General features: G+C 64.9%; 24 protein-coding genes. 9 read left to right on the top strand and 15 right to left on the bottom strand.

Annotation, left to right across the window (positions count from 1 at the left end; translation table 11 throughout):
- The first annotated feature begins 154 nt into the window (after positions 1 to 154).
- The 5 genes from Q0J54_RS03545 (at position 155) to Q0J54_RS03525 (ending at position 6,527) form a co-directional block, all read left to right on the top strand.
- On the top strand, positions 155 to 709 hold the full coding sequence (locus tag Q0J54_RS03545; protein WP_296304021.1) for a recombinase family protein: 555 nt from the start codon (positions 155 to 157) through the stop codon (positions 707 to 709).
- 355 nt (positions 710 to 1,064) lie between these two features.
- Positions 1,065 to 2,819, top strand: coding sequence for a type I secretion system permease/ATPase (locus Q0J54_RS03540; RefSeq protein ID WP_296304019.1), 1,755 nt, complete (start codon positions 1,065 to 1,067; stop codon positions 2,817 to 2,819).
- Entirely contained in the window at positions 2,812 to 4,194 is a 1,383-nt protein-coding gene (locus Q0J54_RS03535; RefSeq protein WP_296304018.1) for an HlyD family type I secretion periplasmic adaptor subunit, read from the top strand. Before Q0J54_RS03540 ends, Q0J54_RS03535 begins: the two co-directional genes overlap by 8 nt.
- Before the next feature lies 1 nt (position 4,195).
- Entirely contained in the window at positions 4,196 to 5,209 is a 1,014-nt protein-coding gene (locus Q0J54_RS03530; RefSeq protein WP_296304017.1) for a hypothetical protein, read from the top strand.
- Positions 5,210 to 5,219: 10 nt separating this feature from the next.
- On the top strand, positions 5,220 to 6,527 hold the full coding sequence (locus Q0J54_RS03525) for a TolC family protein (RefSeq protein ID WP_296304015.1): 1,308 nt from the start codon (positions 5,220 to 5,222) through the stop codon (positions 6,525 to 6,527).
- 278 nt (positions 6,528 to 6,805) lie between these two features.
- Here the strand turns inward: Q0J54_RS03525 and Q0J54_RS03520 are convergent, their stop codons facing one another.
- The gene (locus tag Q0J54_RS03520) at positions 6,806 to 7,720 is read right to left on the bottom strand and encodes an AraC family transcriptional regulator (RefSeq protein WP_296304014.1); all 915 of its coding nucleotides are present in this window, start codon (positions 7,718 to 7,720) and stop codon (positions 6,806 to 6,808) included.
- Positions 7,721 to 7,859: 139 nt separating this feature from the next.
- Between Q0J54_RS03520 and Q0J54_RS03515 the strand changes: the two genes are divergently transcribed.
- From Q0J54_RS03515 to Q0J54_RS03500, 4 genes are all read left to right on the top strand, one after another.
- On the top strand, positions 7,860 to 8,912 hold the full coding sequence (locus Q0J54_RS03515; protein ID WP_296304013.1) for a flavodoxin family protein: 1,053 nt from the start codon (positions 7,860 to 7,862) through the stop codon (positions 8,910 to 8,912).
- A 34-nt stretch (positions 8,913 to 8,946) separates the two neighbouring features.
- Positions 8,947 to 9,147 (top strand): 4-oxalocrotonate tautomerase DmpI, encoded by a 201-nt coding sequence (dmpI, locus tag Q0J54_RS03510; RefSeq protein ID WP_296304012.1) that lies wholly within the window; start codon positions 8,947 to 8,949, stop codon positions 9,145 to 9,147.
- A 27-nt stretch (positions 9,148 to 9,174) separates the two neighbouring features.
- The gene (locus Q0J54_RS03505; protein ID WP_296304011.1) at positions 9,175 to 9,630 is read left to right on the top strand and encodes a putative quinol monooxygenase; all 456 of its coding nucleotides are present in this window, start codon (positions 9,175 to 9,177) and stop codon (positions 9,628 to 9,630) included.
- 106 nt (positions 9,631 to 9,736) lie between these two features.
- Positions 9,737 to 10,738, top strand: a complete 1,002-nt coding sequence (locus Q0J54_RS03500) for an aldo/keto reductase (protein ID WP_296304008.1) — start codon at positions 9,737 to 9,739, stop codon at positions 10,736 to 10,738.
- A gap of 126 nt (positions 10,739 to 10,864) precedes the next feature.
- Here Q0J54_RS03500 and Q0J54_RS03495 read toward each other — a convergent pair whose 3' ends face one another.
- From Q0J54_RS03495 to Q0J54_RS03430, 14 genes are all read right to left on the bottom strand, one after another.
- Positions 10,865 to 11,344, bottom strand: a complete 480-nt coding sequence (locus tag Q0J54_RS03495) for an Hcp family type VI secretion system effector (protein WP_296304007.1) — start codon at positions 11,342 to 11,344, stop codon at positions 10,865 to 10,867.
- A gap of 41 nt (positions 11,345 to 11,385) precedes the next feature.
- On the bottom strand, positions 11,386 to 12,864 hold the full coding sequence (gene tssC / locus Q0J54_RS03490; protein ID WP_296304006.1) for a type VI secretion system contractile sheath large subunit: 1,479 nt from the start codon (positions 12,862 to 12,864) through the stop codon (positions 11,386 to 11,388).
- A gap of 8 nt (positions 12,865 to 12,872) precedes the next feature.
- On the bottom strand, positions 12,873 to 13,364 hold the full coding sequence (gene tssB, locus Q0J54_RS03485; protein WP_296304005.1) for a type VI secretion system contractile sheath small subunit: 492 nt from the start codon (positions 13,362 to 13,364) through the stop codon (positions 12,873 to 12,875).
- 82 nt (positions 13,365 to 13,446) lie between these two features.
- Positions 13,447 to 14,970 (bottom strand): type VI secretion system protein TssA, encoded by a 1,524-nt coding sequence (tssA, locus tag Q0J54_RS03480; RefSeq protein ID WP_296304004.1) that lies wholly within the window; start codon positions 14,968 to 14,970, stop codon positions 13,447 to 13,449.
- A gap of 164 nt (positions 14,971 to 15,134) precedes the next feature.
- Positions 15,135 to 15,551: a type VI secretion system baseplate subunit TssE gene (gene tssE / locus Q0J54_RS03475; RefSeq protein ID WP_296304003.1), complete on the bottom strand. Its 417-nt coding sequence runs from the start codon at positions 15,549 to 15,551 to the stop codon at positions 15,135 to 15,137.
- Positions 15,552 to 15,558: 7 nt separating this feature from the next.
- Entirely contained in the window at positions 15,559 to 16,176 is a 618-nt protein-coding gene (locus Q0J54_RS03470) for a hypothetical protein (RefSeq protein ID WP_296304001.1), read from the bottom strand.
- Complete coding sequence (locus Q0J54_RS03465; protein WP_296303999.1) at positions 16,170 to 19,469, bottom strand: type VI secretion protein IcmF/TssM N-terminal domain-containing protein; 3,300 nt, start codon at positions 19,467 to 19,469, stop codon at positions 16,170 to 16,172. Before Q0J54_RS03465 ends, Q0J54_RS03470 begins: the two co-directional genes overlap by 7 nt.
- Positions 19,470 to 19,675: 206 nt before the next feature.
- Positions 19,676 to 20,467: a DotU family type IV/VI secretion system protein gene (locus Q0J54_RS03460; RefSeq protein WP_296303998.1), complete on the bottom strand. Its 792-nt coding sequence runs from the start codon at positions 20,465 to 20,467 to the stop codon at positions 19,676 to 19,678.
- Positions 20,468 to 20,492: 25 nt separating this feature from the next.
- Positions 20,493 to 21,878 carry a type VI secretion system baseplate subunit TssK gene (tssK, locus tag Q0J54_RS03455; protein ID WP_296303997.1) on the bottom strand — a complete coding sequence of 462 codons (1,386 nt, stop codon included), beginning with the start codon at positions 21,876 to 21,878 and terminating at the stop codon, positions 20,493 to 20,495.
- Positions 21,868 to 22,464 (bottom strand): type VI secretion system lipoprotein TssJ, encoded by a 597-nt coding sequence (gene tssJ, locus Q0J54_RS03450; protein ID WP_296303996.1) that lies wholly within the window; start codon positions 22,462 to 22,464, stop codon positions 21,868 to 21,870. The genes tssK and tssJ overlap by 11 nt, the downstream gene beginning before the upstream one ends.
- A 16-nt stretch (positions 22,465 to 22,480) precedes the next feature.
- Entirely contained in the window at positions 22,481 to 22,846 is a 366-nt protein-coding gene (locus tag Q0J54_RS03445; RefSeq protein ID WP_296303994.1) for a DUF4150 domain-containing protein, read from the bottom strand.
- 37 nt (positions 22,847 to 22,883) lie between these two features.
- The gene (locus Q0J54_RS03440) at positions 22,884 to 23,474 is read right to left on the bottom strand and encodes a DUF3540 domain-containing protein (protein WP_296303993.1); all 591 of its coding nucleotides are present in this window, start codon (positions 23,472 to 23,474) and stop codon (positions 22,884 to 22,886) included.
- A 9-nt stretch (positions 23,475 to 23,483) separates the two neighbouring features.
- Positions 23,484 to 24,386 carry a pentapeptide repeat-containing protein gene (locus Q0J54_RS03435; protein ID WP_296303991.1) on the bottom strand — a complete coding sequence of 301 codons (903 nt, stop codon included), beginning with the start codon at positions 24,384 to 24,386 and terminating at the stop codon, positions 23,484 to 23,486.
- A gap of 9 nt (positions 24,387 to 24,395) precedes the next feature.
- Positions 24,396 to 25,388 (bottom strand): pentapeptide repeat-containing protein, encoded by a 993-nt coding sequence (locus Q0J54_RS03430; RefSeq protein ID WP_296303989.1) that lies wholly within the window; start codon positions 25,386 to 25,388, stop codon positions 24,396 to 24,398.
- Positions 25,389 to 25,412: the final 24 nt, after the last annotated feature.

Here is a 25,412-nt window from a genome sequence, read left to right as displayed (position 1 = left end):
TCGTCCCACTTGGGTACACCCAAATGCGACACCCTTTCCGCCAACAAAAACGCCTGGCACTGTTCGGAAAGGCTTGCCGCGGACTTCCGGGCGTACGGCCTTCAGGAGGGGAGATGCGGCCTGCGTGGCAGGGTTCGGCTTGAGGAGTTTACAGATGGATATAGGCTATGTTCGCGTCAGCAGCTGCGGTCAGCATACGGAACGGCAGCTTGAGGGCGTGCGACTCGACAAGGTTTTTCTGGACACCGTAAGCGGAGGCGATACCAACCGGCCTGAACTGCGGGAATGTCTGGCGGCATTGCGGCAGGGGGATACCCTGCATGTACACAGCATCGACAGGCTGACGCGCAATCTGCGGGACTTGCTGCATCTGCTGGAAGAGATGGCGGATCGCGGCGTGACCGTGCGCTTCCACAAGGAGCGCCTCATCTTTACGGATGACGCCTCGCCCTTCCAGCGGCTGCATTTGCAGATCATCGGCGCAGTGGCTGAATTCGAGCGCGCGTTCATACGGGAACGCCAGCGGGAAGGCATCGCCATCGCCCGCACCAAGGGCAAATACAAGGGCCGCAAGCCGCGTCTGACCAGTGAGCAGGTGCGGGACATCTGCCGCCGCAAGCGCATGAAGGAGCCGGTCGCCTGCATCGCCCGAACGTTCGGCATGTCGCGTCAGTCCATTTACCGCATCCTGAAACAGTGCGCCCGGTAGGGAAATGTCCGTGATCCCCCGGCCGCCGCCGAAAAGGGGAAAAAATATTTGACAAGGGAACAGGGATCAGCTACAGGAGAGGTGTCTCTTGGGATTGTCACATTTGGGTGTACCCCTGTGTGTCAGTTCGGCGCGCAGCCATACGGGAAAGGTGGCGCGCCTTTCCGTGGGATGCGCATGGGTTTTGCGGCAAAGGTCAACATAGCCTCTTTTTTACTGAAGGCAATGCCTTCGGGTCTTTTTTCGCGTCCATAGTCTGGACAAGCCCCGGCCGCTGCTTATATATACGCCATCGTTCCACCTGAACCGGCGTTTCCCGTTCTTCGCCGTGGCGACCAGCCAGACAAGAGACCCCATGCACGCATTCCTGATCGCCTGCCGACGCTTTTTTGGCTACGCCTTCTTTTTCAGCCTGTTCATCAATGTCCTGCAGCTCACCTTCTCCATCTATATGTTGCAGGTCTACGACAAGGTGCTCACCAGCTACAATCTGTCCACCCTGGCGGTCATCACGCTTGCCGCGGTCATCTGCCTTGTGGTCATGGCCCTGCTGGAATGGATACGCTCCCGCCTGCTCGTGCGCGCGGGCATAGCCTTCGACGACATGCTGGGCGAGGACGTCCTCTACCGCTCCCTGCTGGCCGCCGCCGCGCCCGAAGGCGTCAGAGGCGAGCAGGGCAGCCCCCGCGACGTGCAGACCCTGCGGAACTTTCTGGGCGGCAGCGCGGTCTTCGCCTTTTTCGACGTGCCGTGGATGCCCATTTACTTCCTGCTCATCTTCATCCTGCATCCGCTGCTCGGCGGCGTGGCCGTGGCTGGCGGCGTGCTGGTGTTCATCCTGGGCATCGGTACGGAGCGCCTCACCCGCAAGCGGCTCGAAGCGGCCACCAAACTCAATCTGCATGCCTCCCGCTTCACCGAAACCGCCATGCGCAATGCGAGCATCGTGCGGGCCCTGGGCATGGCGGGCAACGTCTCCCGCCGCTGGCGCAAGGTCAATGACGCCATCATCCGCCTCCAGACCCGCGCAAGCCGCGCGGCCGGCCTCATCCATGCCGTGAGCAAGGCCCTGAGGGTCGGCCTGCAGGTCGCCATTTACGCCGTGGGGGCCTACCTGACCGTACAGCATCAGACGACGGCCGGGGTGATGATCGCCGCCTCCATCATCATGGGGCGGGCGCTGGCCCCCATAGATCAGGCAATGGCCACCTATCGCCAGTCCCTCGATGCGCTGGCCGCCTACAAGCGGCTGAAAGCCACCCTTGACGCGACCATACGGCCCAACAACATGCATCTGCCGGATCCGCGCGGGGAGATAGCGGTGGAGAACCTCTATTTTGCCGTGGGGCAGCGGCAGGTCATCCGGGGCATGAGCTTCCGCATGCTGGCCGGGCAGGCGCTGGCCATCATCGGCCCCAGCGCGGCCGGCAAGTCCACCTTCTGCAAGCTGCTGCTCAACATCTGGCAGCCCACGGCCGGCAAGGTGCGCATCGACGGCGCGGACATCGCGAACTGGGACCCCGAGCGGCTGGGCCCCTTCATCGGCTATCTGCCGCAGGATGTGGAGCTCTTTGCCGGGACCGTGGCCGAGAATATCGCCCGCATGGGCGAAGTGGACTCCCGGGCCGTCATCGCGGCCGCACAGCAGGCCGGCGTCCATCAGATGATCCTGCGCCTGCCCCACGGCTACGATACCCAGATCGGCGAGCTCGGGGGCGCGCTTTCCGGCGGGCAGCGGCAGCGCATCGGCCTTGCCCGCGCCCTCTACGGCGACCCGCGCCTTGTGGTGCTGGATGAACCCAATTCCAACCTTGACGAAGAGGGCGAAGCCTCGCTGCGCCTTGCCATCCAGAATTGCAAGCAGCGGGGGAGCACCGTGGTGCTCGTGACGCACCGGCCGGACATCCTCGCGCTGGTGGACAACATCCTCGTCATGCAGGACGGGCGGATCACCCTGTGCGGCAGCCGTCAGCAGGTGCTGCAACAGCTCGCCGAGGCCAACGCCCGGACGGCCGGGGCAGCCCGGCAAAACGCCGTTGCCGGCGGCGGACAGGCGGCCGTGCCCCCGCCGCCCGCGGCAAATGCCGCCGGGGAGGTGCAGCATGGCTAAGCGATTCCTTGAAAAAGCCCTCCGCTTCCTCGAGACGACCGCCATCCGCCCCCTTTCCGACGTCGTGGCCCGCGAGAGCAAGGGCAATGAGGTGGAGGACCCCAACCGCATCATCCGGCAGGGGCTGTGCATCATCCTGCTCTTTTTCGGCGGCATGGGGCTGTGGGCCGTGTTCGGCCAGATCAGCGGCGCGGTGGTCGCTCCCGGCAAGATCAAGATCGAGTCGGAACGCAAGACCGTCCAGCATCTGGAAGGCGGCATCGTGGAGGACATCCTCGTGCGCGAAGGGGAGAGCGTCCGCCTCGGACAGCCGCTCATCACCCTGCAGTCCGTGCAGGTGGACGCCTCCACCGCCATGCTGCAACAGCAGCTCGTGGCGCAGCTGGCCGCCGGCGAGCGCGCCGCCGTGGAAAAGGTGCTCGGGCCGGAGCTCATCTGGCCCGACGAGCTCCGGGACATGGCGGACGAGCTGCACTGCGCCGATGTGCTCGCCAACGAAAGCAAGATTTTCGAGAGCCGGCGTGATGCCCTGCGCGGCCAGCTCTCGCTCATCGAGACGCAGATAGCCCAGCTCGATGCCCAGGTGGCGGGCTTCCAGGACCAGATCGCCGCCGAGACCAAGATCATAGCCACCCTGCGGGAAGAGCTGAACGCCAAGCGCGAGCTGTTCCGCCAGCGCTATCTGGAAAAATCCCAGATACTGGAGCTGGAGCGCAACCTCGCCACCCATGAGGGCAGCCGCGGTCAGCTGCGGCAGTCCGTGGCCGAGGCCCGGCAGCGGGCCACGGAACTCAAACTGCGTATGGAGGATCTGCGTAATCAGTTCGTGGCCACGGCCACGGCCGATCTGGGCCGGCTCCAGAACGAGATGGCCCAGACCCGCGAACGCCTGCGGCCCCTCAAGGACGCCAAGAGCCGCCTGCAGGTGACGGCCCCGGTGGCGGGCAAGGTGGTGGATCTCAAGGTGCATTCGCGCGGCGGCGTGGTCAAGCCCGGCGAACCGCTCATGGACATCGTGCCGGAAAATACGCCCCTCATCGTGGAGACGCAGGTCCCGGTCAACAAGATTACCGAGGTCTACGCCGGACAGGATGCGCTGGTGCAGCTTGACGCCTTTGATACGCGCCTTGTGCCGCACATCCCGGCGCGGGTCACCTATGTTTCCGCCGACCGGCTGGAGCAGCAGACCCCCGGCGGGGTCATGCCCTATTATCTCTGCCATGTGGAGATCGATCCCGCGGCGCTCAGGAAGGAAAACGCCTACCTCTCGCCGGGCATGCCCGTCACGGTGTTCATCACCACAAAGCAGCGCAGCGTCCTCTTCTACATCATGGAGCCGCTGCTCAAGAGCTGGGACCGCGCCCTGCGGGATTGACATGCGACGTCCGCCCGCGTTTGTCCCTGCCGCCTTCCTCGTCGTTTTTCTCGCCGTCTTCCTCGTCTGGCCCGTGGGCCGGGCCCTGGCCGCGGCCTTCCCGCGGCTGCCGGCAGGGGTGTCCTGCGTTGCCCGCGCGAACGTGGACGGCAGGGAGGTGGAGCTGGAACTCCGCCTGCTGAACGATGACCTGTTCATCCTGCAAACGCAGGTCCGGCACAGGGGCGGATCCGTCCTGCTGGCGAGCGTCAGCGGCAGCTGGCGGCAGTCCGGCGACGGGGCCCATCTGCTGCTGGACAATCCCTACGGCCTGCACCGCCGCGCACAGATCGGCGGCCGGGGAACCGTCTATCTGGATATGGCCCCCTGGCCCGGTGCGCCCTCCGTCCTCTTCGTGCTGGAGCGGGAAGCGCTGCGCGTGACGCCGGTCCGCCTCATGGGCGTCCTGCATGACGGCGCGGACGGCCGCCTGCTCCTGCGGGAAAGCGGCAGCGGCCTCGACCTTGCCGTGCTGGGCATGCCGGACGGGCCGGAGCCGCAAACGCCCCTGTTTGTGGAGCTCATGGCCCGGCTGCGCCATGACGGGCTGGTGGTGGAAAGCCTGCGCGCGCAGTCCGCCCGCATCCCGTCCGGCCTCATGGCCCGGCAGCCGTCCTTCGCCGACGTCTGCGGCACGGCTCCCTGGCTGCTGGAGCGGCAGGACCCGGCCCGGCCCGTCCTCTGCACCTTCCGCGCCCACGGCCCGCGGGAGGGCAGCATCGTCCTTGCCGGGGCCGGGCTGCGTGCCGAAGCACGCTACCGCCTCGGCCCGGAGAGCGGCATCCGCTTCGAACCGACGGAAGAGGAAGGCCGCATGCTCCGCCTGCTGGACGAAACGGACGTGCTGCGTCTGCTGGAGGCCGTCTCCTGGAAAACCGTCGGCGACAGTCTCGCCTTTCGCACCGCCGGCGGCAAGTCCGTCTACCTTGTTCCCCGGACCGCCCGCGCTCCCCGCCGGGCCAACCTCGCCCCCTAGGTGTCGCCCCATGAAACACATCCTTCTTGCCTTCCTCATCTGCTGCCTGCTGCCGCTGCCGGCCCATGCCCGACAAAGCCTCAGCCTGGAACAGGCGGTGGAACTGGCGCTCAGGAACAATCCCGGCGTGGAGGCCAAGCTCCTCCTGCTGGAGCAGGCCCGCATGAACGTCGGCGTGGCGCAAAGCTACTTCTGGCCGCGCGTCAGCCTGATCAGCTCGTATAACCGGGTCAGCAACTTTGATGAGCAGCAGGCCTACAGCGTCGATGATCTCAGTGCGCGTACCTGGAACAGCGGCGCGCGCCTGAGCCTGTCGCTCTTTGCGGGCTTCAGCCATCTGAACGGCCTTCAGAAATCCCGCATCGCCGTGGAGGTGGAAAAGGCGCGGCATCAGCAGGCGCAGCACGAACTTGCCTGCAATGTGCAGCTTCAGTTCCTGCAGCTCCTCAAGCTGCGCGAAGACAGGAAAAGCGCCGACAAGGCCGTCGAACGCATCAAGACACAACTCCATGCGGCGGAACAGTTCGTCAAGGTGGGCATGGCCCCGTACGCCAACGTGCTGCAGAACAAGACGGAGCTGCTGCGGGCCGAACAGCAGGTCATCCGCGTCAAAAACGACATCCGCAACGCCGAGGTGCAGCTCGCCAAATATCTGGGCCTGAAGGACGGACAGGAGGCGGACTACAGGGGCGATCTGGCCGACTACGGCACGGCGGTCGCCTACAGCGAGCTGGAGGCCATCAAGGCGGCCCTCAAATACCGCCCCGATCTTGTCATCGCGCAAAAGACCGTGCAGATGGCCTACAAGGACATGAACATCCGGCTGGGAGAATATCTGCCGCGCGTGGACGCCACGCTGGACAGCATGAAGTACAGCCGGGATTATGACGAGAAGCGCTTTTCCGACTATACCCGCCGCTACTGGGCGGCCGGCATCAGCTTCAGCTGGGAAGTCTTCAGCGGCGGGCAGACGACCTTTGCCAGCCTTGCCGAGAAAAAGCGGGCCGAATCCCTGCAAAAGGACTTCGAGGATGCCGTGGCCGGCGCGCGTACGGACGTCATACGGGCCCTGCTCGACATCAACGCCGCCCGCGAGCTCATCCAGACCACGCGGGCCGGCATCGTGGCCGCGCAGGAAAACTACGATATGGCGAGCAAGCGCTACATGACCAGCGTCGGCACCATCACCGAACTGATGGACGCCCAGCTCACGCTCAGTCAGGCGGAGACCGACGCCAGCGAGGCCCTGCGGGAATTTCAGAGCGCGCGCGCCCGGTTCTTCTACTATATCGGCAAAATAAATACGTCGCTGCGCTGAGGCCGCCTGGCCCGGGACCATGCGGTCGGGATGCCGGCAGAGGAAGGCCGGGATACGTTTTGCCGTCGCGCCGGAGGCGGCCCCGGCATCCTTGCGGGGCCTTCCGCGAAAAAGGCGATGTCCTTGCCGTGCTGACGGGCGGCGCAGGGCATCCCCGACGCGTGTCCGGCACGACGTATCCGTCAGAACATGGCGTCGGGAGCGCACGACGCGTCATGCACAGTGCCTTCAGACAGGTCGCAAGCCATCGGATGCGCCGCGTTCGACGTCGTTCCCCGTCAGCCCGCAATGCCGCGTCGAAGCGTTATATCGCGATGCGGAGGCTCACCAAACATCCGTTTATATTCTCTGTTGAACTGCGTCACACTCTCATAGCCTACGGCTATGGCGGCGTTTGCCGCCCGTTCATTCTCCATGAGCATCAGGCGTTGCGCCTCATATAAGCGTAACTGCTTGTGGTACTGCAACGGGCTGAATCCGGTGATCTTCTTGAAATGCCGTTGCAGGCTCGATATGGACATGCTGACCTGTCGCGCAAGAGCATCCATACGCAACGGATTGGAGACATTCCGCCTCATAATGGAAATGGCGTTGAGGACCTGAGTATTGGAGGAACCGCGAGTGTACAGCGCCCGCAAGGTGGGCCCCTGCGGTCCGACAAGCAGCAGGTAGTGGAGTTCCCGCAGGATGATGGGCGCGCGTATGGCTATCTGTTTCGGCTTGTCCAGAAGCTCGGCCAGACGAAGCAGCGCCTCCAGGAATTCCGGTTCGGCATCGGCGACGGAAACGCTCTGTCCAGCCTGAAAGGCGGGCCGCTCTTCCGGCTCCATTTCCGCGATCAGTTCGGTCAGTATCTTTTTATCCAAATAAAAAAATAACGAAAGGAATGGTTTTTCCGGGCTTGGCGAAACAACGTGCGAAAGGCTCGGCATATCCACGGCGGAAACGAGACACTGATTTTCCTGGAGCGCATATTCCCGCATCCCTATGATGGATTGTTTGCTCCCCTGAACGATGACGGACGCCAGCGGTTTTGCGAAGCACCGCTCCGAGCTGTTTGTTTTTTCGCGTCTCACCAGAGTCAAGCCAGGGATGGCGGAGGGGCGGGCGTCCGGTTGCGTCATGTGGCGCAGCAGAACTTCCTTCAATCGTCTGTTGCTCTCTTCCACGCGTTGCCGACGATCTTCCTTCATTTGCCATGCTCCTGTCGTCTCAAGGTGGTCTTTCGTGGGAATGGTTGTTCCCCTTTTCTATCACAGCTTCGCCTTTCTGAAAACCTGAAGACCAGAATAGGCAATTTTTTGATATGAACAGCTCTTTTGCAAGCAGGGCATGACCTCTACATATGGAGGCATACGATCCCCCGCCGGAGGAGAAAACAGGAAAAAGGCGACAGGCATCATCGGCCTTGACTGGCTTCTTGTAATGGGGCTTGCCGTCATGGCCGGAGCCGCTGAAGGCAAAACACGCATCATGTCGCATTGCCCGGCGCGGCAAAGGACGGCTGGTTCGTCCATCTCGCTGTGGAAGTTTTGGGAGAAAATCTCGAAAACGACAGGCTCGGATCCGTCAGCGATGCGGATGACGCGAAGATTCCCTGAACACCGGCGGCACGCGCATCTTTTCTTCCGCCGTGCAAGGAGCATCCCCATGAACCGTTTCCCTTCCTCCGGCACAAGGTCGTTGTTCCCTGAAAACAGCGCGGGGACTTCCGCAACACACGCTGATCATTTCAGAAGCCGCCGTTTTCTGCTGAAATTGCTGGGTGGTTCGCTCGTGTCGGGCCTGTCGGCTTCCGCAACCGCTTCCGCCGCCGGTCTGCCGCTCTCCAGCAACAAAGGAAAGACCATGAAAATAGTCGTACTTACCGGAAGCCCCCATCGACGGGGCACATCCGCTCTTCTGGCTGATGAATTTATGGCCGGAGCTTCCGCCAGAGGGCACGCCATCGTTCGTTTTGATGCCGCCTTTGAAAAGGTCGGGCCCTGTCTGGCCTGTTATTATTGCAGCGAACATGCTGGAGAGTGCGTCCAGCGGGATGCCATGCAGAAGATTCTTCCCGAAATACTTTCCGCGGATATGATCGTGCTGGTCACTCCGCTGTATTTCTTCAGCATGACCGCCCAGCTGAAAGCCGTCATCGATCGCATGATGCCGCAGCGTGACGCCTTGAGGCAGCATCCCATGAAATCCGCGATGCTTGTCACCTGCGGAAGCGATACCAGCTGGAATATGGATGCCATCATGGCTCAGTACAAGGCTCTTTTGCGCTATCTTCCCTGGGAAGACCAGGGCGTGGTGCTGGCAAAGCATGTCTTTGCCCGCAAGGATATCGAAGGCACGGAATATCCGGCTGCGGCACGAGCTCTCGGCATGAGCCTGTAACCTACTATTTTTTTACACTTTATGGAGAAAACGAATGCCTGTCATCACCCTTGAGGCCGCTGCCTTGGATAGGGAACAGAAGAAGCGGCTGGTCGAGGCGCTCACGGAATCTGCGGCACGGATTATGAACATGCCCAAAGACTCCTTTTATGTCTTTCTCAAGGAAAATAGTCTGGATACTGTAGGCGTCGGCGGAGTCCTTCTTTCCGAGAAGAATGCTCCCGGCCAGAATTGATTGGGGAACATGCCATTTCGAGAGCGTATGCGGCTTACCGCCGGTCATGCGCGCCCGTTTCACAAAAAGGATATGCCAATGACTCTTCGTTCCTTCACATGTGCCGTGTGTGCGGCCGTATTGCTTGGCCTGGCCGCCGGAGATATTCATGCCGCTGATGTCGCCTCCGTCCGCATTGCCCGTCTGCAAATCAAAAAGGATCGGCTCGCGGATTTTCTTGAGGCGGTGAAAGAGGGAATGGAAGCCGCGCTGCGTGTTGAACCCGGCGTGATCGCCATTTACGCCGTAGCAGACAAAAACGATCCGACAAAATTGACGTTCTTTGAAATGTACGTCGATGAAAACGCCTACCGGATCCACCGTGCAACGCCCCATTTTCAAAAATATTTCCATACGACAAAGGATATGATCGCCAAGCGTGAGCTCATGGAAGCTGTGCCCGTCGAGTTGCGCGACAAGCATAATACGCCTGGCGATAAGTGATACCGTCTCGTTGGGGAAATGAACGTCCGTCCCCCCGTCATGCGGGCGGGGGAAAATATCGCCCGCAGCGCAAGCGCGCACAGGGAAATGTCAGGAGGAGCATGCCATGAGACAGCGAATGCTGGGCAGGGGACTGGAGGTCTCGGCCCTTGGCTATGGATGTATGGGGCTGACCCAAAGTTACCCTCCCTACCTCCCCAGACGCGAATCCATAGCGGTCATCCGAAAAGCCATAGCGATGGGAGTTTCCTTTTTCGATACGGCGGAAGCCTACGGGCCCTGCAGCAATGAAAGCCTGCTGGGAGAAGCCTTGCAGCCGTACCGAAAGGATGTCGTCATCGCTACCAAGTTCGGCTTTGATTTTGCGAACGGTCAAAACGACGCCCACGATCGGCCTGTTACGCTCTCCAGCCGTCCTGACCATATCCGAAACGCGCTGGAAGGCTCCCTCAAAAGATTGAGGACGGATTATATCGACCTGTACTATCAGCACCGAGTTGACCCGGATACTCCGATCGAAGAAGTGGCCGAAACCATGGCCGCTCTCATCAGGGAGGGAAAAATTCGACACTGGGGCCTGTCTGAAGCCAGTGCGCGGACCGTGCGGCGAGCTCATGCCGTCTGTCCGCTCACTGCCGTGCAGAGCGAATACTCCATGTGGTATCGTGAGCCAGAAAAAGAGCTTCTCCCCGTACTGGAGGAGCTGGGGATCGGCTTTGTCCCCTTCAGTCCACTGGGAAAAGGGATGCTTGCCGGGCGGTTCAGCAAGGATTCCACATTTTCCCCTGAGGATTTTCGCAGCGCCATCCCGCGGTTCAGTCCCCAAAACCTCAAACATAATGTGGCGATAGCGGAACTTGTGCGGGAACTGGCGATAAGCAGGCGCACTTCACCCGCCCGTATTGCACTGGCCTGGCTGCTGGCGCAAAAAGCATGGATCGTCCCCATTCCCGGCACAAAAACCGTCGAGCGCCTTGAGGAGAATCTTGGCGCTGTCGACATCTCGTTCTCCCGGGCGGAATTGGACGACATCCGCCAGCGTCTGGAGCGGATCACCATCATCGGGGCGCGCTATCCCAAAGAACAGGAGATGCTGACGGGACGCTGACGAGATGCTGGTGCGAGCCTTCACATAACACAAGCCGGGCAACCTTGCGAAGGTTGCCCGGCGACGCAAACAGCGCGGGGAACGTCGCTTCAGGCCGTGCGGGACGGCCGCGAAGCGACAGGCCGGCTATTTCTTCCAGTCATCCACATATTCGATGTTGCCGTCGTTGTAAGTCCAGGTGATCTTGGAATAGGTGAAGGACACGCTTTCCATATCATGGTAGGGCTTGTTGTCCGGCAGGAAGGTCAGGGGCGTTTCCTTTTTCATGCTCACCACGATGGCTTCCTCCATCTTGATGGTGAAGTATTTTTCTTCCGTGCCGTCTGAGGCGATGCGGTAATGGTCGATGGTGACCGTGCACTGTTCGCCCGTGCAGCAGGCCTTGTACAGTTTGGGGCTGGCCTGATCCAGATGCTTGGTGATGGTCAGCGGATGGTGGATGCGCTGGCCGGTGGGCAGGCCCGTGTGGGTATCCTTGGGGATCTCCACAAGGTGTTCCACGGCGTAGACCAGCACCTTGTCCTTCTTGTCGCCGCCCTGCTGGCAATCGCCCTTGATCTCGCCCTGAGACTTGCCTTCCACCTTCATGTATGCCGTCAGTGCCATAATGCTTACCTCGTGTGGTTGGGACGCGGCACGCGTCCGCGTTACTTCTTATCCAGCTTGCCCACAAGCGAGAGGGTGAAGCTGGCGCCCATGTACTTGAAATGCGGACGGGCCATGATGCTGACAGTATACCAGCCCGGTTCTCCCGCCACGTCATTGACCGTGATCCGCGCCATGCGCAGCGGACGCTTGCTGCGCGTGACAGGGTCGGGATCGTCCATTTCGGTAACGTACTGGCTGATCCATGTGTTGAGTTCGCGCTCAAGGTCGTTGCGTTCCTTCCAGGTGCCGATATTCTCGCGCTGTATGACCTTGATGTAATGCGCGAGGCGGTTCATAATCATCATGTACGGCAGCTGGGTGGAGAGCCGGTAATTGAGCTCGGCCGCCTTGCCCTCGGCCGTATTGGCGAACACCTTGCTTTTCTGGCAGGAATTGGCGGAGAAGAAGGCCGCATTGTCCGCCCCCTTGCGCATGCTCAGGGCAATGAATCCTTCCTCCGCCAGTTCGTATTCCCGGCGTTCGGAAATGAGCACTTCCGTGGGGATCTTGGTTTGTACCTGCCCCATGGATTCAAAGGTGTAGACGGGCAGGTTCTCCACCGCGCCGCCGCCCTGCGGGCCGATAATATTGGCGCACCAGCGGTATTTGGCGAAGCTGTCCGTCAGGCGGCCGGCAAAGGCAAAGGCGGTATTGCCCCAGCAGAAGTCGTCATTGCGCGAGGCGTCCTCCTCGAAAACGAAGCTCCGGGCCGGGACGGTATCGGAGCCGTAGGGGACGCGCAGCAGGAAGCGGGGCAGGGTCAGCCCCACATAGCGGGCGTTTTCCGATTCCCGGAAGGCGCGCCACTTGGTGTACTGGGGCATTTCAAAGATGGACTTGAGGTCCTTGAGGTTGGGCAGCTCCTCCCACGAGTCGATGCCGAAGAATTCGCGACCGGCCGCGCCGATGAAGGGCGCATGCGACATGGCCGATACCGCGGCCAGATGCTGGAGCAGCTCCATGTCCTGCGGGCCGGGGCCGAATTCGTAATTGCCGATGACGGCTCCTACGGGCTGGCCGCCGAACTGTCCGTATTCCGCCGTATACACATGCTTGTACAGCCCGGAGCTCATAATCTCCGGGGCGTCCTGGAAGTCCGTCAGCAGATCCTCCTTGCTGACGCTGAGGAATTCAAGCTTGATGTTCTGGCGAAAATCCGTGTTGTCCACCAGATACTTGAGCCCGCGCCAGGCGCTTTCGAGCTTCTGGAAGTGCTCGTCGTGCATGATGGCGTTCACCTGCGCGCTCATGCGGGCGTCAAGGTCGGCAAGGAGCTTGTCCACCAGTGCCGGCGACACCTTGACGTCATCAGCGGGATGGCCCACCAATTCCTTGAGGAAGGCCTGGAGGCCGTCCCGGGTGGCGGCAAAGCCGTCATCGCCGGGCTTGAGGCGTGTCGCCTCGACGATCTCGTCAAGCAGGCTCGCCGCGGCGGGCGCTTCGGCTGCTGGGGTGGGGGCATTTTCAGTCTGACTCATGGGATTTCCTACTTTTCGTCAAGGTTGAGTTCGCTGAGCAAAGCGGCGCGGGCCTTTTCGTCGGAGACCATTTCCTGCACCCTGCGCCGGAACTCGGGCACGTTGGCCAGCGGACCCTTGAGGGCCTTGAGCGATTCGCGCAGCTCCAGCAGGCGCTCCAGTTCGGGGACCTGGCGCACGATGGCGTCCGGCGTGAAATCGTTGATGTCGTCAAAATGCAGGGTGACGGCCATGCGGGCATCGGGATCGCCGTCGGTCAGCTTGTCGGGGACGGAGATGGTCATGCCGAGGTTCTGCCCCTTCATAACGTCGTTGAAGTTGTTCTTGTCCACGGCGACAGGCGCGCGATCCTCCACCGGCCTGTCGTCTTCACGCCGGGTGAAATCGCCCAGCACCATGATCTTGAGGGGGAGTTCCACCTCTTCTCTGGCATCGCCGGTGGCGGGACGATAGACGATATTGACGCGCTCCTTGGGAGCGACGGAACCTTCCTTGCTCATAAAAACCTCCTTGCCCTGGGGGGGCGTCCGCCCCGGTGACGGGCGTGCAAGCGGTTAGGGTCGGCGGTCACGCGGCCGCGCATCACAAAAAGGGAGAGCGTGAGGGACGGAGGCGGCACAGGGCCGCTGCCGTTGCCGCCGCGCGCTGCCGGGCATCCGGCGTTTCCCCGGCGGACCAGACACTGTGGCAGACGCGCAGGGCGTCCAGGCTCAGCGTGTCCTGCCAGTCCGCGAGGTCGTGCCGGGCAATGGTTTCTTCCAGCTCTTCCGCCAGCGGCACGGCCGCTTCGGCATGCCCCGCCGCCAGCAGCAGGCGCGTCTGTTCGATGCGCAGGGGAAAGGCGCGCGCACTGCGGACGCCGGCCTGTCGCCGGGCATCCTCGAGCATGTCCAGCGCGGCGGCAAGGCCGCCGCCGGCAGCCGTTTCCCGGGCCCGCCGCACCACGTCGTCCGTATCCGTGCCGACCGTATCTGCGCTGGCAGCCGGAGCGGGCCGGGCGGGCGCGGCGTCCTCTTCCAGCCATTGCCGGGTCTCAGGCGAGGCGAAGGGGCTGCCGTCGGCAAAGCGCAGGCCCGTCAGTCCGGGAAGACGTTCGACGAAGGCGCGGCTTTCCCGCAGCGTGCGGGCGGCGTCATGCGGACGGTCACAGGCCGTCAGGGCGGAAAAGAGCAAAAATTGTCCGTCAAGACAGAAGGGGCAGGCCGGCAGCAGGCGGGCAAGGGCCGTGGCGGCCTCGGGGGCGCGTCCGGCGGCAAGCAGGTTCCGGCAGGCAGCCAGTTCCTCCACGGGCGGGGCGGGCAGGGCGGCGACGCCGCCGTCGGCGGGGGGGAGCTTGCTGATGCGTCCCCAGAGCGTCACATAGAAGGCCGACCAGACGGCGGGGGCCCGGGGGATGTCCCCGGCAAAGGCCAGCGCCGTACAGGCACGGGCCGCGGCAAGGAACTGCTCCTGCGCCGCCTGGGCATCGGCCGGGGGCGGCGTATCCGGCGGGGGCGTCGTCTGCTCGCCGGAGTCCGCCGGAGGCACTGGGGCCGGGGCGGGAGGCGGCGAGGGGGCTTCCGCCGGGGCGGGCGCGATGACCTCAAGGCGCTGGACTCGCTCCAGCAGGTCACGCAAGGGCGGCAGATCGGGCAGGCGGTCGGCCAGCGTGCCGTCAAGCTCCGTGAGGGAGGCCAGCAGATCGTCGCGCAGGGCGGCGGGCACGGGTGAGGTCTGTGCATCCAGCAGCGGGGCCAGGCGCTCCCGCCACCAGACGATCATATTGCTGCGGGCGCGCATCCGCTTGAGCGGCGGAAAGCAGACATCCCACCACTGGCGGAGCAGGTCGGCCAGGACGCGCGTCCCGTCGGCCATGCCCCGCAGGCCGTCCGTCTGCGCCAGTCCCACGCAGAGGTAGACGGCCGCCGGGATGTCCTTGGCCTGCGTTTCCAGCACGGCCGCGGCGCTGGAGGTCACCACGGACCAGTCCACGGCAACGGCCCCCTGCAGGGAGCCGAGCTTGCCGATCTCTTCGAGCAGGCGTTCATACGCCGGGCTCTGGCGCGGGTCATCCCCGGCGGGCGAGGTTTCGCTGACAGGGTGCTGTCCCAGTTCTCTCAACTGCATGGATGTTCTGCACAAATCAAGTCGTCCGTACCCTCCGGCATGCGCCGCGCCGGGCGCGGTCGCCGGAATGGGCAGCTAATATCCCGATCCATTCTTTTGAAGCATACACGCAAATGCGGCCATTGACAATTCCGCACCGTCCACTCGCGCCGGGCGTCGCGCGCTCAGGTCGAGATGACCACATGGCCGGACGGCTCCACCAGGGTCGTCCAGTGGATGCGTATGGGCTGCTCGTCAGTATCCAGCTCGGCTTCCAGAAAAAAGGCCAGCCGCAGCGGCTGCCGGGGGTTCGGCGCATAGTGCACCTGCACATGGCGCAGGCGAGGTTCGCAGCGGCTGATGAAGGCCGAGAGCTCACGCTCGATGCGCGGCAGATCCGAGGCCGCGAAGCTCGCCCCCAGGGCGCTGAAATCCGGCATGCCGAATTCCTGATCGAGCACGGTGTTGCCCTGGCGGCTGTTCAGGATTCGCGACAGGTGGTTGGTCACGGACTGGACGATATCCTCGGTTTCCACGGAATTGCGCTCTTCCCCGTGCGCGCGGGCATGGCGCAGGCGTTCCAGAAAGCGAAGCCGGCTCATGCTGCGCCTACCGTGAGGACTGTGCGGAAAAGATGATGCGCAGTTCCTTGTCGGTGCAGCGCACGTCCACCTGGGGCGCGCCGCCGTCCCGGGCGACGGCGCTGACGCGTATCCAGCCCGGATGCGCGGCGATCTGCAAACGCCGCACGCACCCCTCCGCCGGGCGCGTGTCCAGCGTCACCTGTGCGCTCCATTGTCCGTGCAGATCGACGCTGCGCGAGGTGACGTTGGCGGGCGTGATGAGGGTGTATTCCCCCAGGCTGCCTTCATAGGGAAAGAAGAGCGCCAGCGATCCGTCGCGGCGCGTCTCCACGCGCGGCGGGAACAGGCGTCCCTTGCCCGGCCGTTTGCCGCGCGGCAGTTCGCGCCAGACGGACGCTTCCGCCGGGGCCGGCTGCGGTTCCGGGGCCGGAGCCGGCACAGGGGCCGGCTCGGGCGCGGGCGGGCTTGCCGGCGGCGGCGTCACCGGTGGCCGGGGGACATTCCCGGTGAACATGAGGGCCAGCAGATTGCCGGTGGACGCGCCGCCCCCCAGAGCGGCGACGGTCATGCAGCAGACGAGCAGCAGCCAGACGGCGAGCATGATGCGGCAAAGCAGGCGCGTGGAGGTATCGGGCGTTACCATGTGTAGACGATCCTTTCCGGCAGGGTGGAAGGTGCGTTGTCCTTGGCTTCAAGGATGGCGGCGGAATTGTCCGGCAAGAGGCGCACCGTCAGGCTCGTTGCCGAGATGTCGCGCAGCTTCTGGGAGACCGTGGGGAAATCCTCCGGGGCAAAGGTGCGCTCGCCGTACTGGAAATCCCGCAGGAAGGCGATGAAATCGGGATATTCGTAGCGGGCCTCGAAATCGGGGAAGCGCAGGATGATCCCGGCGGCCGCGCACTGTCCCTCCGCATAGTGCAGGCGGGTGGAGCGCGGATAATTGTTGTTGACGAGACGCTGGGGGCCTTCGGTGCACAGCAGGTAGAATTCCGTGCTGTCCGGGCGTTGTCCGGCCTCCCGGTTGAGGATGGTCGGTTGTGAGCGCAGCAGCACTTCATAGGCGTCGCGCGGAGGCGTTGCGGCGACCGCTTCGGCCCGTGAGATCGTTGCAAGAAAGTCCGTGGTGAAGGGGAAGGGCGTCCCGTCCCAGAAGGCGGCCGCCGGCGCGGCGTCCTGACGGCGGATCAGCGCGGCCAGCGTCTTGGCGAGAAAGCTGGTGACGACGCCGTCCTTGCCGTAGAGCGCTTCCAGATTATGCCCCTGATACAGGGCGACGGGGCTGCTGAGCACCTCGTTCTCCCACTTGTGCTGGACGGCGGCGGCCGCCTGCACGGTGATGCCCTGCCGCAGACAGTCCAGCATGTCCTCCAGCAGCAGGCGTCCGGCGCCATGCGGCGCCGACAGGGGCTGAACGACGGTCTTCACATTCTTTTGCGCGAGCGTGTACGGACTTTCCGCCGGCGCATCCTTCGGATTGGCAAAATGTTCCTGCGCCAGCATCAGCGAACGCCCCTGACTGCCCATGACCTGAAGCAGATCGCCGCAATGGGCGAAATACTGCCGCAGCGACAGCGCGGCCTGAAGCGACAGGCGCAGATGATCCAGATCGCGCGTCACGTCGCGCAGGGCGGCCAGCAGTTCGGGCGATTCGAAGGAAAGGGAAAGGATGCTCCGCCAGACGGGGACCTTGCCGCTTTTCGGATCGGCCAGCGCGATGTCGCACAGCACCTGCAGGAGGAGCGCGTCCTGGATCCACGGGGAGATGGTCGCGCCGTTTTCTCTGGCGTAACGCGCGGGCGGCATCAGCTCGCTGCCCATGCGGCGCAGCAGGCGGACATGTGGCAGCGAGCCGACATCGCCCCCGGCCCCCAGCGCGGCAAAGATGTCGCTTTGCTGCAGATTGCCCCAGCCCTGGGCAAAGGTCGTGGAGAAGTCGCGCCAGGCTCGCTCATAACGGCGCAGATACTCATGGCGGAAGGTGGCGAGGTTCTGCCGCATGTTCTCATTGTTGCCGCTGATGGTGAGGATGTCGTCCAGTGCGTCGTCCATCACGGCATAGCCGCGCGAGGTGTAGGCCGGAGGGATGCAGACGTCCTTTTCCCCGGCAGGCGAGCCTTCCGGCCAGAATTGCGACAGGCAGACGCGCGCGGCCGGCAGCTTGGCATTGATGCTCTGCTCCACATTGGTCAGCAGCGAGGCATTGTTGCGGGTGACGGCCAGATCCAGCAGGGAGCGCAATCCGGCGGCCAGGGCGTTCTGCATCTCGCCGGCGGGCATCCAGTCAAGCGCCAGCAGATAGAGCTGAGCGGTGATCATGTTCCACTGTTCGCGCTCGCCGACGAGGGGGAAGACCTCAAGCCGCGCCGTTTCCTCTATGCTGCCGGCGCGCAGCTTTTCGGAGATGACGTCGCACAGCCAGCCGATCTGCAGGACGGCATCCCGGAACTGTTCCCTGTTGCCGTCGGTGACCGGCTGCATGATGGTGTCGTGCAGGCGGTTACGCAGAGGGGCCATGACGATCGCGTACGTCTGTTCCACGAAACGCATCTTGCTCTGTTGTTCCGCGCGTTCCAGCATGTCCAGGCCAAGCGTCGGCAGCAGCCAGCTCTTGCGGGCCTTTTCCAGTTGCAGGGCATAGAGCATCTCCGCATAGAGCTTCTGGACGGCCGGATTCTGCGAGATGCCGTCCGCCGCGGGCGGCGGCAGCAGCAGCACGTTCCGCTGATAGATGGTATTGGCCATGAGCAGGCCGCAGACGAAGAGCGTGAGCAGCAGCCATGCGCCGAATATCCACAGGCGTGTGGCGGCAAAGAAGGGCAGCCCGCCGTTCAGCGGGTGGGAGAAGCCCTGTTCCGGCAGCAGACGGGAAAAATAGGCGGAAACGAACGGCGGCAGGCCGCCCTTGTCGGGCAGCGGCGCGCCGAAGCAGAAGTGCAGTCCGCGAAGGGGGCTGAACGCCTGATGGGCCACCGGTACGCACAGCGGCGCCAGCAGCCGGGTCAGCCGCGGGCCGAGGTCGCGCAGGGCGCACAGGGCGTGCAGGGCATCGCCCTGAGGCGTCGCGCCGTCCCTGGCCAGCGTTTGCAGGTCACGTTCCAGCAGGTCGGCCGTCCGGTCCGCGGCGGCGGCCAGTTCCTCCTCGGGGCGATCCAGCAGCAGGCCGGGCGTTTTGTCCAGCAGGTCGGCGGACAGCAGACGCACCACGGCATCCATGCCCGGCAGGGCCTCCAGATCGCGCACCAGGACAAAGACAGGGCAGTTGAGCCGCCGGGTGAGCAGGAATTGCTGGACAGTATTGGACAGCCGCATGCCGAGCGCGGGCAGGGCGTCTTCGCCGCATTCCCGCAGGGCGCGCGCCGACACGACGAGGACGATCCCCTTGAAGGGACAGGCCCCGCGTTGCCCGGCGACCAGCTCAAGCAGCGTGGTCCAGTCCCCGGCATCGCTGTCCGGGGCGGGGGCGGCGCATTCCAGCACGACGGAAGAGCGCAGATAATGCCAGTGCAGGGGGGCATTCCCGTCGGCGGGGACCGTCTTTCCCGTCTCAGTGAGCAGGGAGGGGGCCGTGTCGCAGGTGAGCGTCAGGAACCACGGCTGGCTGAAGCGCAGGGACTGGTGAAAGCGGGCGGGCGAGGTGGTCATGATCTGCATGCCCTGCCGCCAGGCATCCGCCATGCCGTTGAGGACGGGGGAGCTCCGGCTCGTGACGTCCTGCTCGTTCAGCACCCTGCGGACGAAAAGCTTCCTGTTGTTCCAGCGCAGCGCGGCGCGCAGGGCCACGAACAGCACGATCAGCGCCAGCAGGCCGAGCAGCACGATGGCGCCGGTGAAGAGCGGCCAGCGCATCCACCACGCCAGCGCCGTCAACACGCCCAGCACCAGCACCGCAACGGCCAGCCAGAGCACCACTTTCACTATTTTGCCCAATGCCTGCATTTTTGTTTTCCTTGCACAGTGCTTCTCCAGGGCCCCCGCTCGTGCCGGCCCTCTCCGGCCGCCGGCTGGAGACCGCGGGCACGCATGCCGTCTGCGGGGCCCGGGAGGGAGAAAAATGGTTTCGCCGAAAGCCTTGCTCCGTCCCGTCCAGCCCGCCGCACCGCGTCAGCGCATGGGCGCGGCCAGCGACGGGCGACGGCGGTCCTTCAGAATCTGGGCAGCGGGATGTCGGCCAGATCCGCCGCGCACAGGGTCCCGAACAGCAGGACGACGAGGAGGGGGATCAGCACATAGGCCGCATTTTCCAGCGCCGTGGCCATCAGTGGTGTGGCGGACTGCCTGCGTGGCAGGACGGTCGTCGCGGCGGCGTCCTTGCGCCGCAGCAGGGCATAGGCCGCCTTGCGACAGCGCGCCAGCGTTTCCGGGCAGTCATGCAGCATGCCCCGGAAACCATAGAGCAGACAGAGCGCATATGTCTCCACCACCGCCGTGCTGCGCTCGTCGGCACCGTGCAGCACGAAGGTCTCCAGTGTGCGCGGGGTCTCATCCGGCCCCTCCTCGCCGGGGAGCGGCGCATCCGCGGCCGGGACGGCAGCGCGGACGATCGCCGACAGTCGGGAAAAGAATTCCCGTCCCCCGGCGGTCGTATCGAAATAGTGGTATTGCAGGCTGTAGCCCAGCCAGTCCGCCGCGTCCAGGCGTGAGCTTTGCAATATCTGCTCGTCCGCCCAGGCGTAGACGGCAAAACGGGCATCGTCGCAGGCCAGCCGCCATTGGCGGAGCGCATCGTCAGGGGAGCCCTCCGAGTCAGGCAGCCGCAGTTCGTCCGCGGCGGCGGCCGGCGTCTCGTCCGGCAAAAGCGGCTGGGCGCGTTCTTCATCGGCCAGCGCCTTCAGCCGTTCGTGCACTTCGTCCAGCGAGAGGGCCAGCCCTGCCGGCGTCGTGCCGCAATGCAGGGCCTCGGCCATGAGACGGGAAAATCGGGGAAGGAGATTCATACGGTTTCCGTACCGGCAATGGCGTCTAACGTTGGATGACGGCCAGCACCACGGCGACGTCATCGGGCGGCGCGGGGAGCGTCAGGGCAAGATTCCCCTGTTGCATGATCTTTCGCCAGAGCGGGTCGTTCTGGTCGATGGTCAGGTAGAGGGTGTCGGTGCGCAGGGGGAGACCGGCGGGCGGCTGGGCGGAGACCCGCAGGCGGATGCCGGGCAGGGCCTGGGCCACGATGCCGTCGAGGCTTTCCGCGGGCGCCAGCTTGGCGAGGCGCTCCATGCGCTCGGCCAGACCTTCCAGATGAGCGGAACGCACCAGCAGCCAGTAGCTGTAGGAGCCTGTGCGCGCCGTCTGCGGCAGGACGACCCCCATCCGGTCGGGACGGCCCTGCGTCTCCAGGGGAAAGGTAAAGGCCGGGCCGATGACGAAGGTGTCCACGAGGCGGGCGATGATGCCGCAGGCCGCCCGGAAGCAGGCGTGGAGGTTTTCGTGATCGTAGGGCGGCAGGGCGCGTGTGCCCTGCGGCGTTTCCCCCAGTGCCGAGAGCGAGGCGGAAAAGATGGAGAGCTCGCCGACAAGGCGGCAGAGGGCCCGGTAGACGGGCCACGGATGTATGGATGGTGCGTCCAGAAATTGCTCCAGCTCCGGGGCGTTGCGGCTGAGGATGCCCAGCACGCTGAACAGGGTGATGCCGTGCAGCGAGGAAACGCCGGAAACGCCGGCATCGCCGGCGATGATCTTGTATTCTTCCAGCTGATGGCTGCGGGAGAGCAGCGTGTCGCGTACGTCATGCAGCAGGCGGCGCAGCTCTGGCGCGGCATTGATGTCCACGCAGGGCGGAGAGAAGCTGGTGTCCAGATGGACTCGTTCGCCGTCCCGCAGCAGCCGGGCCAGCGGGAAGCGCGGCAGATCGGGGCAGTCGTCCGGGCCGAAGCACAGGCGCAGATTGAAGCGCAGGGTGGCGACGTCGGCCTCGGGGCCGTCGCCCAGCAGATCGGGGACCGTCTGCGGGGCCAGAGGCGCCGTGTAGCGGTAGTTTTCCGCCGCATCGAGGGGGTCGTCGGCGGGCTGCACGTTGTTGCCCTGCTCGCGAAAGCCCGCCAGCGCCAGCGAGATCACAAGCGGTTCTTCCGGGGTCGTCCAGGCCGCCAGGAAGGAACGCGGCGGCAGGGTGGCGTTGGCCGGCAGCAGGGCCCATTCGCCGGAATGGAGCAAAAGTTCAAGATGCGTCACTTCAAAGATGCCGTTGGCGAGCGCATCCTCATTGATGCTCAGGCGGCGTACGCCCCAGAGGTAGGGGTTCAGCAGGGCGGCCATGTTGGCCAGCGCCGCCAGCTGCTGCCGGTGGGCAAGCTGGAAATGCTGCGGCTGGAGAAAAAGGCCGTGCTCCCAGAAAAGCGGACTATCGTACACGTTCGGCTCCTGTAACGCTGAGCGCGGATTCCCCGAGGCGGATCAGCACCTGGACGGGGGCTGCGGAATAGACGGTGGAACGAAAGATGACCCCCTCGGTATCCGTATGCATCGGGAAAGGGAGCACGGCGGCGCACTGATCGGGGTGAAGGTGCGCGTACCCGGCCACCACGCCGAGATAGCGGGCATGCTCCGCGCGATCCATGACCACATCCCGCGTCGCCCCGGGTTGCAGTTGAAAGAGGCGGGCGCTCTGCGCCTGCGCCGCATCAGGGCGGCATTGCAACAGCTCATCCAGGCCGTCGGCGGTGGCGGCCTTGTTGGAAAAGGCGTCATACTCCTTGAGCTGGTAGAGGCAGAGCGTCAATCCCAGCGAGGTGTCCTTGTCCCGGTTGAGGTCGGGGGAGGCTTCCATCCGGCAGCGCAGGCCGCCGGGTTCCAGCCCCCAGACCACATCGCCGGGGCGCTCCGCCGGGGCCGGTGGCGGCGGCTGCGTGGCGGGGGCCGTACCGCCGCAGCCCTGGAGCGGCAGGCAGCAGAGCAGCAGGAGGGCGAGCCGGAACAGACGACAGCGGCGTATGCACATGCGGTTGACGGCCCGTTCAGGCGATCTGCACCCGCGCCTGTGCGGCCATGCAGCACAGGCCCGTGGTGTTGCCCTGATTGTGTTTCGTGCTGGCGCCCTGCGAGACGGCGGCCTTGCCTTCCAGGCTGACTTTTTGCGAGCCCTTGGTGAATTCCCCCTTGCCGATGAATTTCCCCGAGGCGACGCCTCCGGCGGTCCCGGCTTCATCGCCGTTGGAAAGCAGGGTGGCCGACTTGATGTGCAGCGCCGGCGCGCCGTCGATGAACACCTTGGTGCAGGCGGTGCTGGGCGCCACCATCGAACATTGAAAGATATTGACATACGGCACGGGCACGGTGCCGGTGGGCGTGGGCGTATTGCAGACGTCGGGCGGGGTGCTCATGCAGGTACCGCCTTTGAGAGTGAGCGCGAACATGGCGTTAGCCTACCTTGATATGCCGGCCGTCGATGTCCACCTGTTCCGTGGCGCGGATGTCGGCATGCTCCGCGCGCAGGCGGTAGGAGGAACGGGCCTCGCTGCGGACGCGGCCGGCGGCACGATGGGCAAGATCCCGTACCTCTTCGTCCAGAGCGGCATAGCGGCCCCGCCGCCGGAGGGCTCGCTCACCCATATGGCGGCAAAGGGTCTGGATGACGGCGAAGCCCTGGAGGAGCATACGGCCCCCAAGGGCCAGCAGCCCGGCCCGTACATCGACCGTCCGGCCGGAAAGCCGCAGAGCGTCGGCTTCCAGCGTCAGGGAACGGCCGTGCAGGCGCGTGTCCTCCGGCAGGGCCAGTTCGGCGGACGCTTGCGCGGCCGCCCGGCGCAGGACGCTGATGATCCAGGCTTCGCCGTTTTCCGTCAGGGCCAGCAGCACGGTGTCCCGGGGCTCTGGCCGGAGCAGGCAGCCGTCGGCGCGCAGGGCGCGGATCAGCCCGAACGGTCCGGCCACCAGCAGGATGTCGCCCGCCCGGGACTGGATCGTCCCGGTGACGAGGCTGTTTTCGCAGATGAGTGCGCGTGCTTCCATGATGTTCCCTCAGGCTGAGAGAGGAGAAAAGCGCTCCGCCGCAAGACGCGCCGGATCCGTCCGTCGGACGCCCTCAAGGCATGCCCCCCGCAGGGCGCCGTCATCCAGCCGGGCGGCATGGAGGTTGGCCATGCGGAGATTGGCGTCATGCAGGACGGCATGTTCGGCGTGGACATGCGAGAGGTCTGCCATTTCCAGATCCATGCCGGGCAGTTGTGCGCCCGACAGATCGGCATGGGCCAGAATGGCCTGTCGGGCATCCACCTGCCGCCATACGGCGGCGCGCAGATTGCAGTGGGCAAGATGCGCCTGCACGAGGCTGCACGCCGACAGCTCGCTCCCGGAGAGGTCGCTGTGCACAAGCCCCGCCCGATCCAGCCGGCAGCGCAGCAAGCGTGCCCCGGAAAGATCGGTCTGCATGGCCACAAGCTGCGTGAGGTCGCAATCCTCGGCGTCGAGCGCGCGGCAGCGGCATCCTTGCAGGACAACCAGCGTAGCCGCAATACGGCGGAAACGCAAGCCTGAGAGGTCGCAGTCAAGACAGTGCAGCATGTCCGCGGCGTTATCTTCCAGCGCCGGCAGGCGGGAGAGCCCCCGCAGCGTGGCCCGGACCAGCCGGGCGCGCGGCCAGTGCACGTCGTCAAGCGCGCAGTCCAGCAGGAAGGCCCGTTCGAGCACGGCATCATCCAGCCGGACGCGCCTCAGGACGGCGCGGGTGAAGTTCGCCGCGTGCAGGTCGGCTCCCCGGAAGGAGCAATCCCCCAGCATGGCCCCGGCAAAGACGGCATCGGCGAGGGCCGCGCCGTCAAAGCGGCAGCCCCGCAGGACAGCCCGCGTGAAGTCCGCATCATGCAGGTCCGCTCCGCTCAGATCCCGCGCTTCCAGTACGGCATCGGTGAAGGAAGTGCCCATACGTTTCCCCTATGCCTGGCGTTTTCGTGCCGCAAGGATGGTCCCGCTCAGGTCGGCCCCGTCAAGGCGGCTGTGTGCGTCAAGGCCGAGGCGGTAGAGGTCGGCCCCGTAAAGGCTGGCCCCCCGGGCATCCGCGCCGTGCAGCCGCGCTTCCCGCAGGCAGGCTTCGTAAAGGTCGGCCCGTTGCAGGGCCGCGCCGTGCAGCGAGCAGCGGGTGAAGTCGGCCTGCCGGGCGCGGGCGGCATCCCAGTCGGCGGCGGAAAAGTCGCAGTCCGTGAAGCTGCCGCCATCGGCGGACGCCCGACGGAACACGGCCCCTGGCGCGGCGACTCCCGTCCAGACGCTGCCGGCAAGCCCGGCCTCCGTCAGATCGGCCCCGGCCGCCCGTGTGCCGTGCCCGAGGGCGGCGTCCGTCATATCCGCCCCGCCCAGACGGGCGCGATCCAGATCAAGCGCGTGCAGGTCGGCGGCGCGCAGGCTCGCCCCGGAAAGATCGGCCCCGGAAAAGTCGGCATGGCGCAGGCGGGCATTCTCCATGCGGGCCCGGGGGGCTCGCAGGCCGGGGGCCCGGCTTTCCCGAAAGAGGGAGGAGGAAAGATCGGCCTCGTCCGCGTCGGCCTCCGCAAGATCGGCTTCGCTGAAATCCGCATCGACGGCGCGCAGCCCGCGCAGGTCGGCCTTCTGGAGATGCGCCCGCAGAAAACTCGCATCCGATGCGTCGGCCCCGGTCAGCTTTGCCCCGCGCAGGTCGGTCCCGACCAGCGAGGCTCCGCGCAGATCGGCCCCGGAAAGATCGGCTCCGGCAAGCTGCTGCCCGTCGAGCCGCAGGTCGGAAAGATCGGCTCCGGCAAGGCGGAGCCCCGCCAGTGAGCCGCCGCCGGCCAGCAGCGCCAGCACGGCGGCACGCGAAGACGGCGCGCCGTCGTCCGCCGTCTCCGGGACCGGCTGCCGCGTTTGGGCGGCCTCCGGCGACCGCGATTGGATGATGCCCGCTGTCACCATGACCGCAGAAGAGGCAGAAATTTA

The organism is uncultured Desulfovibrio sp., from assembly GCF_944324935.1.
Taxonomy (GTDB): Bacteria; Desulfobacterota; Desulfovibrionia; order Desulfovibrionales; family Desulfovibrionaceae; genus Desulfovibrio.
Note: the sequence above shows the minus strand (reverse complement) of the source record. Positions and strands in the feature narration are given on the sequence as shown.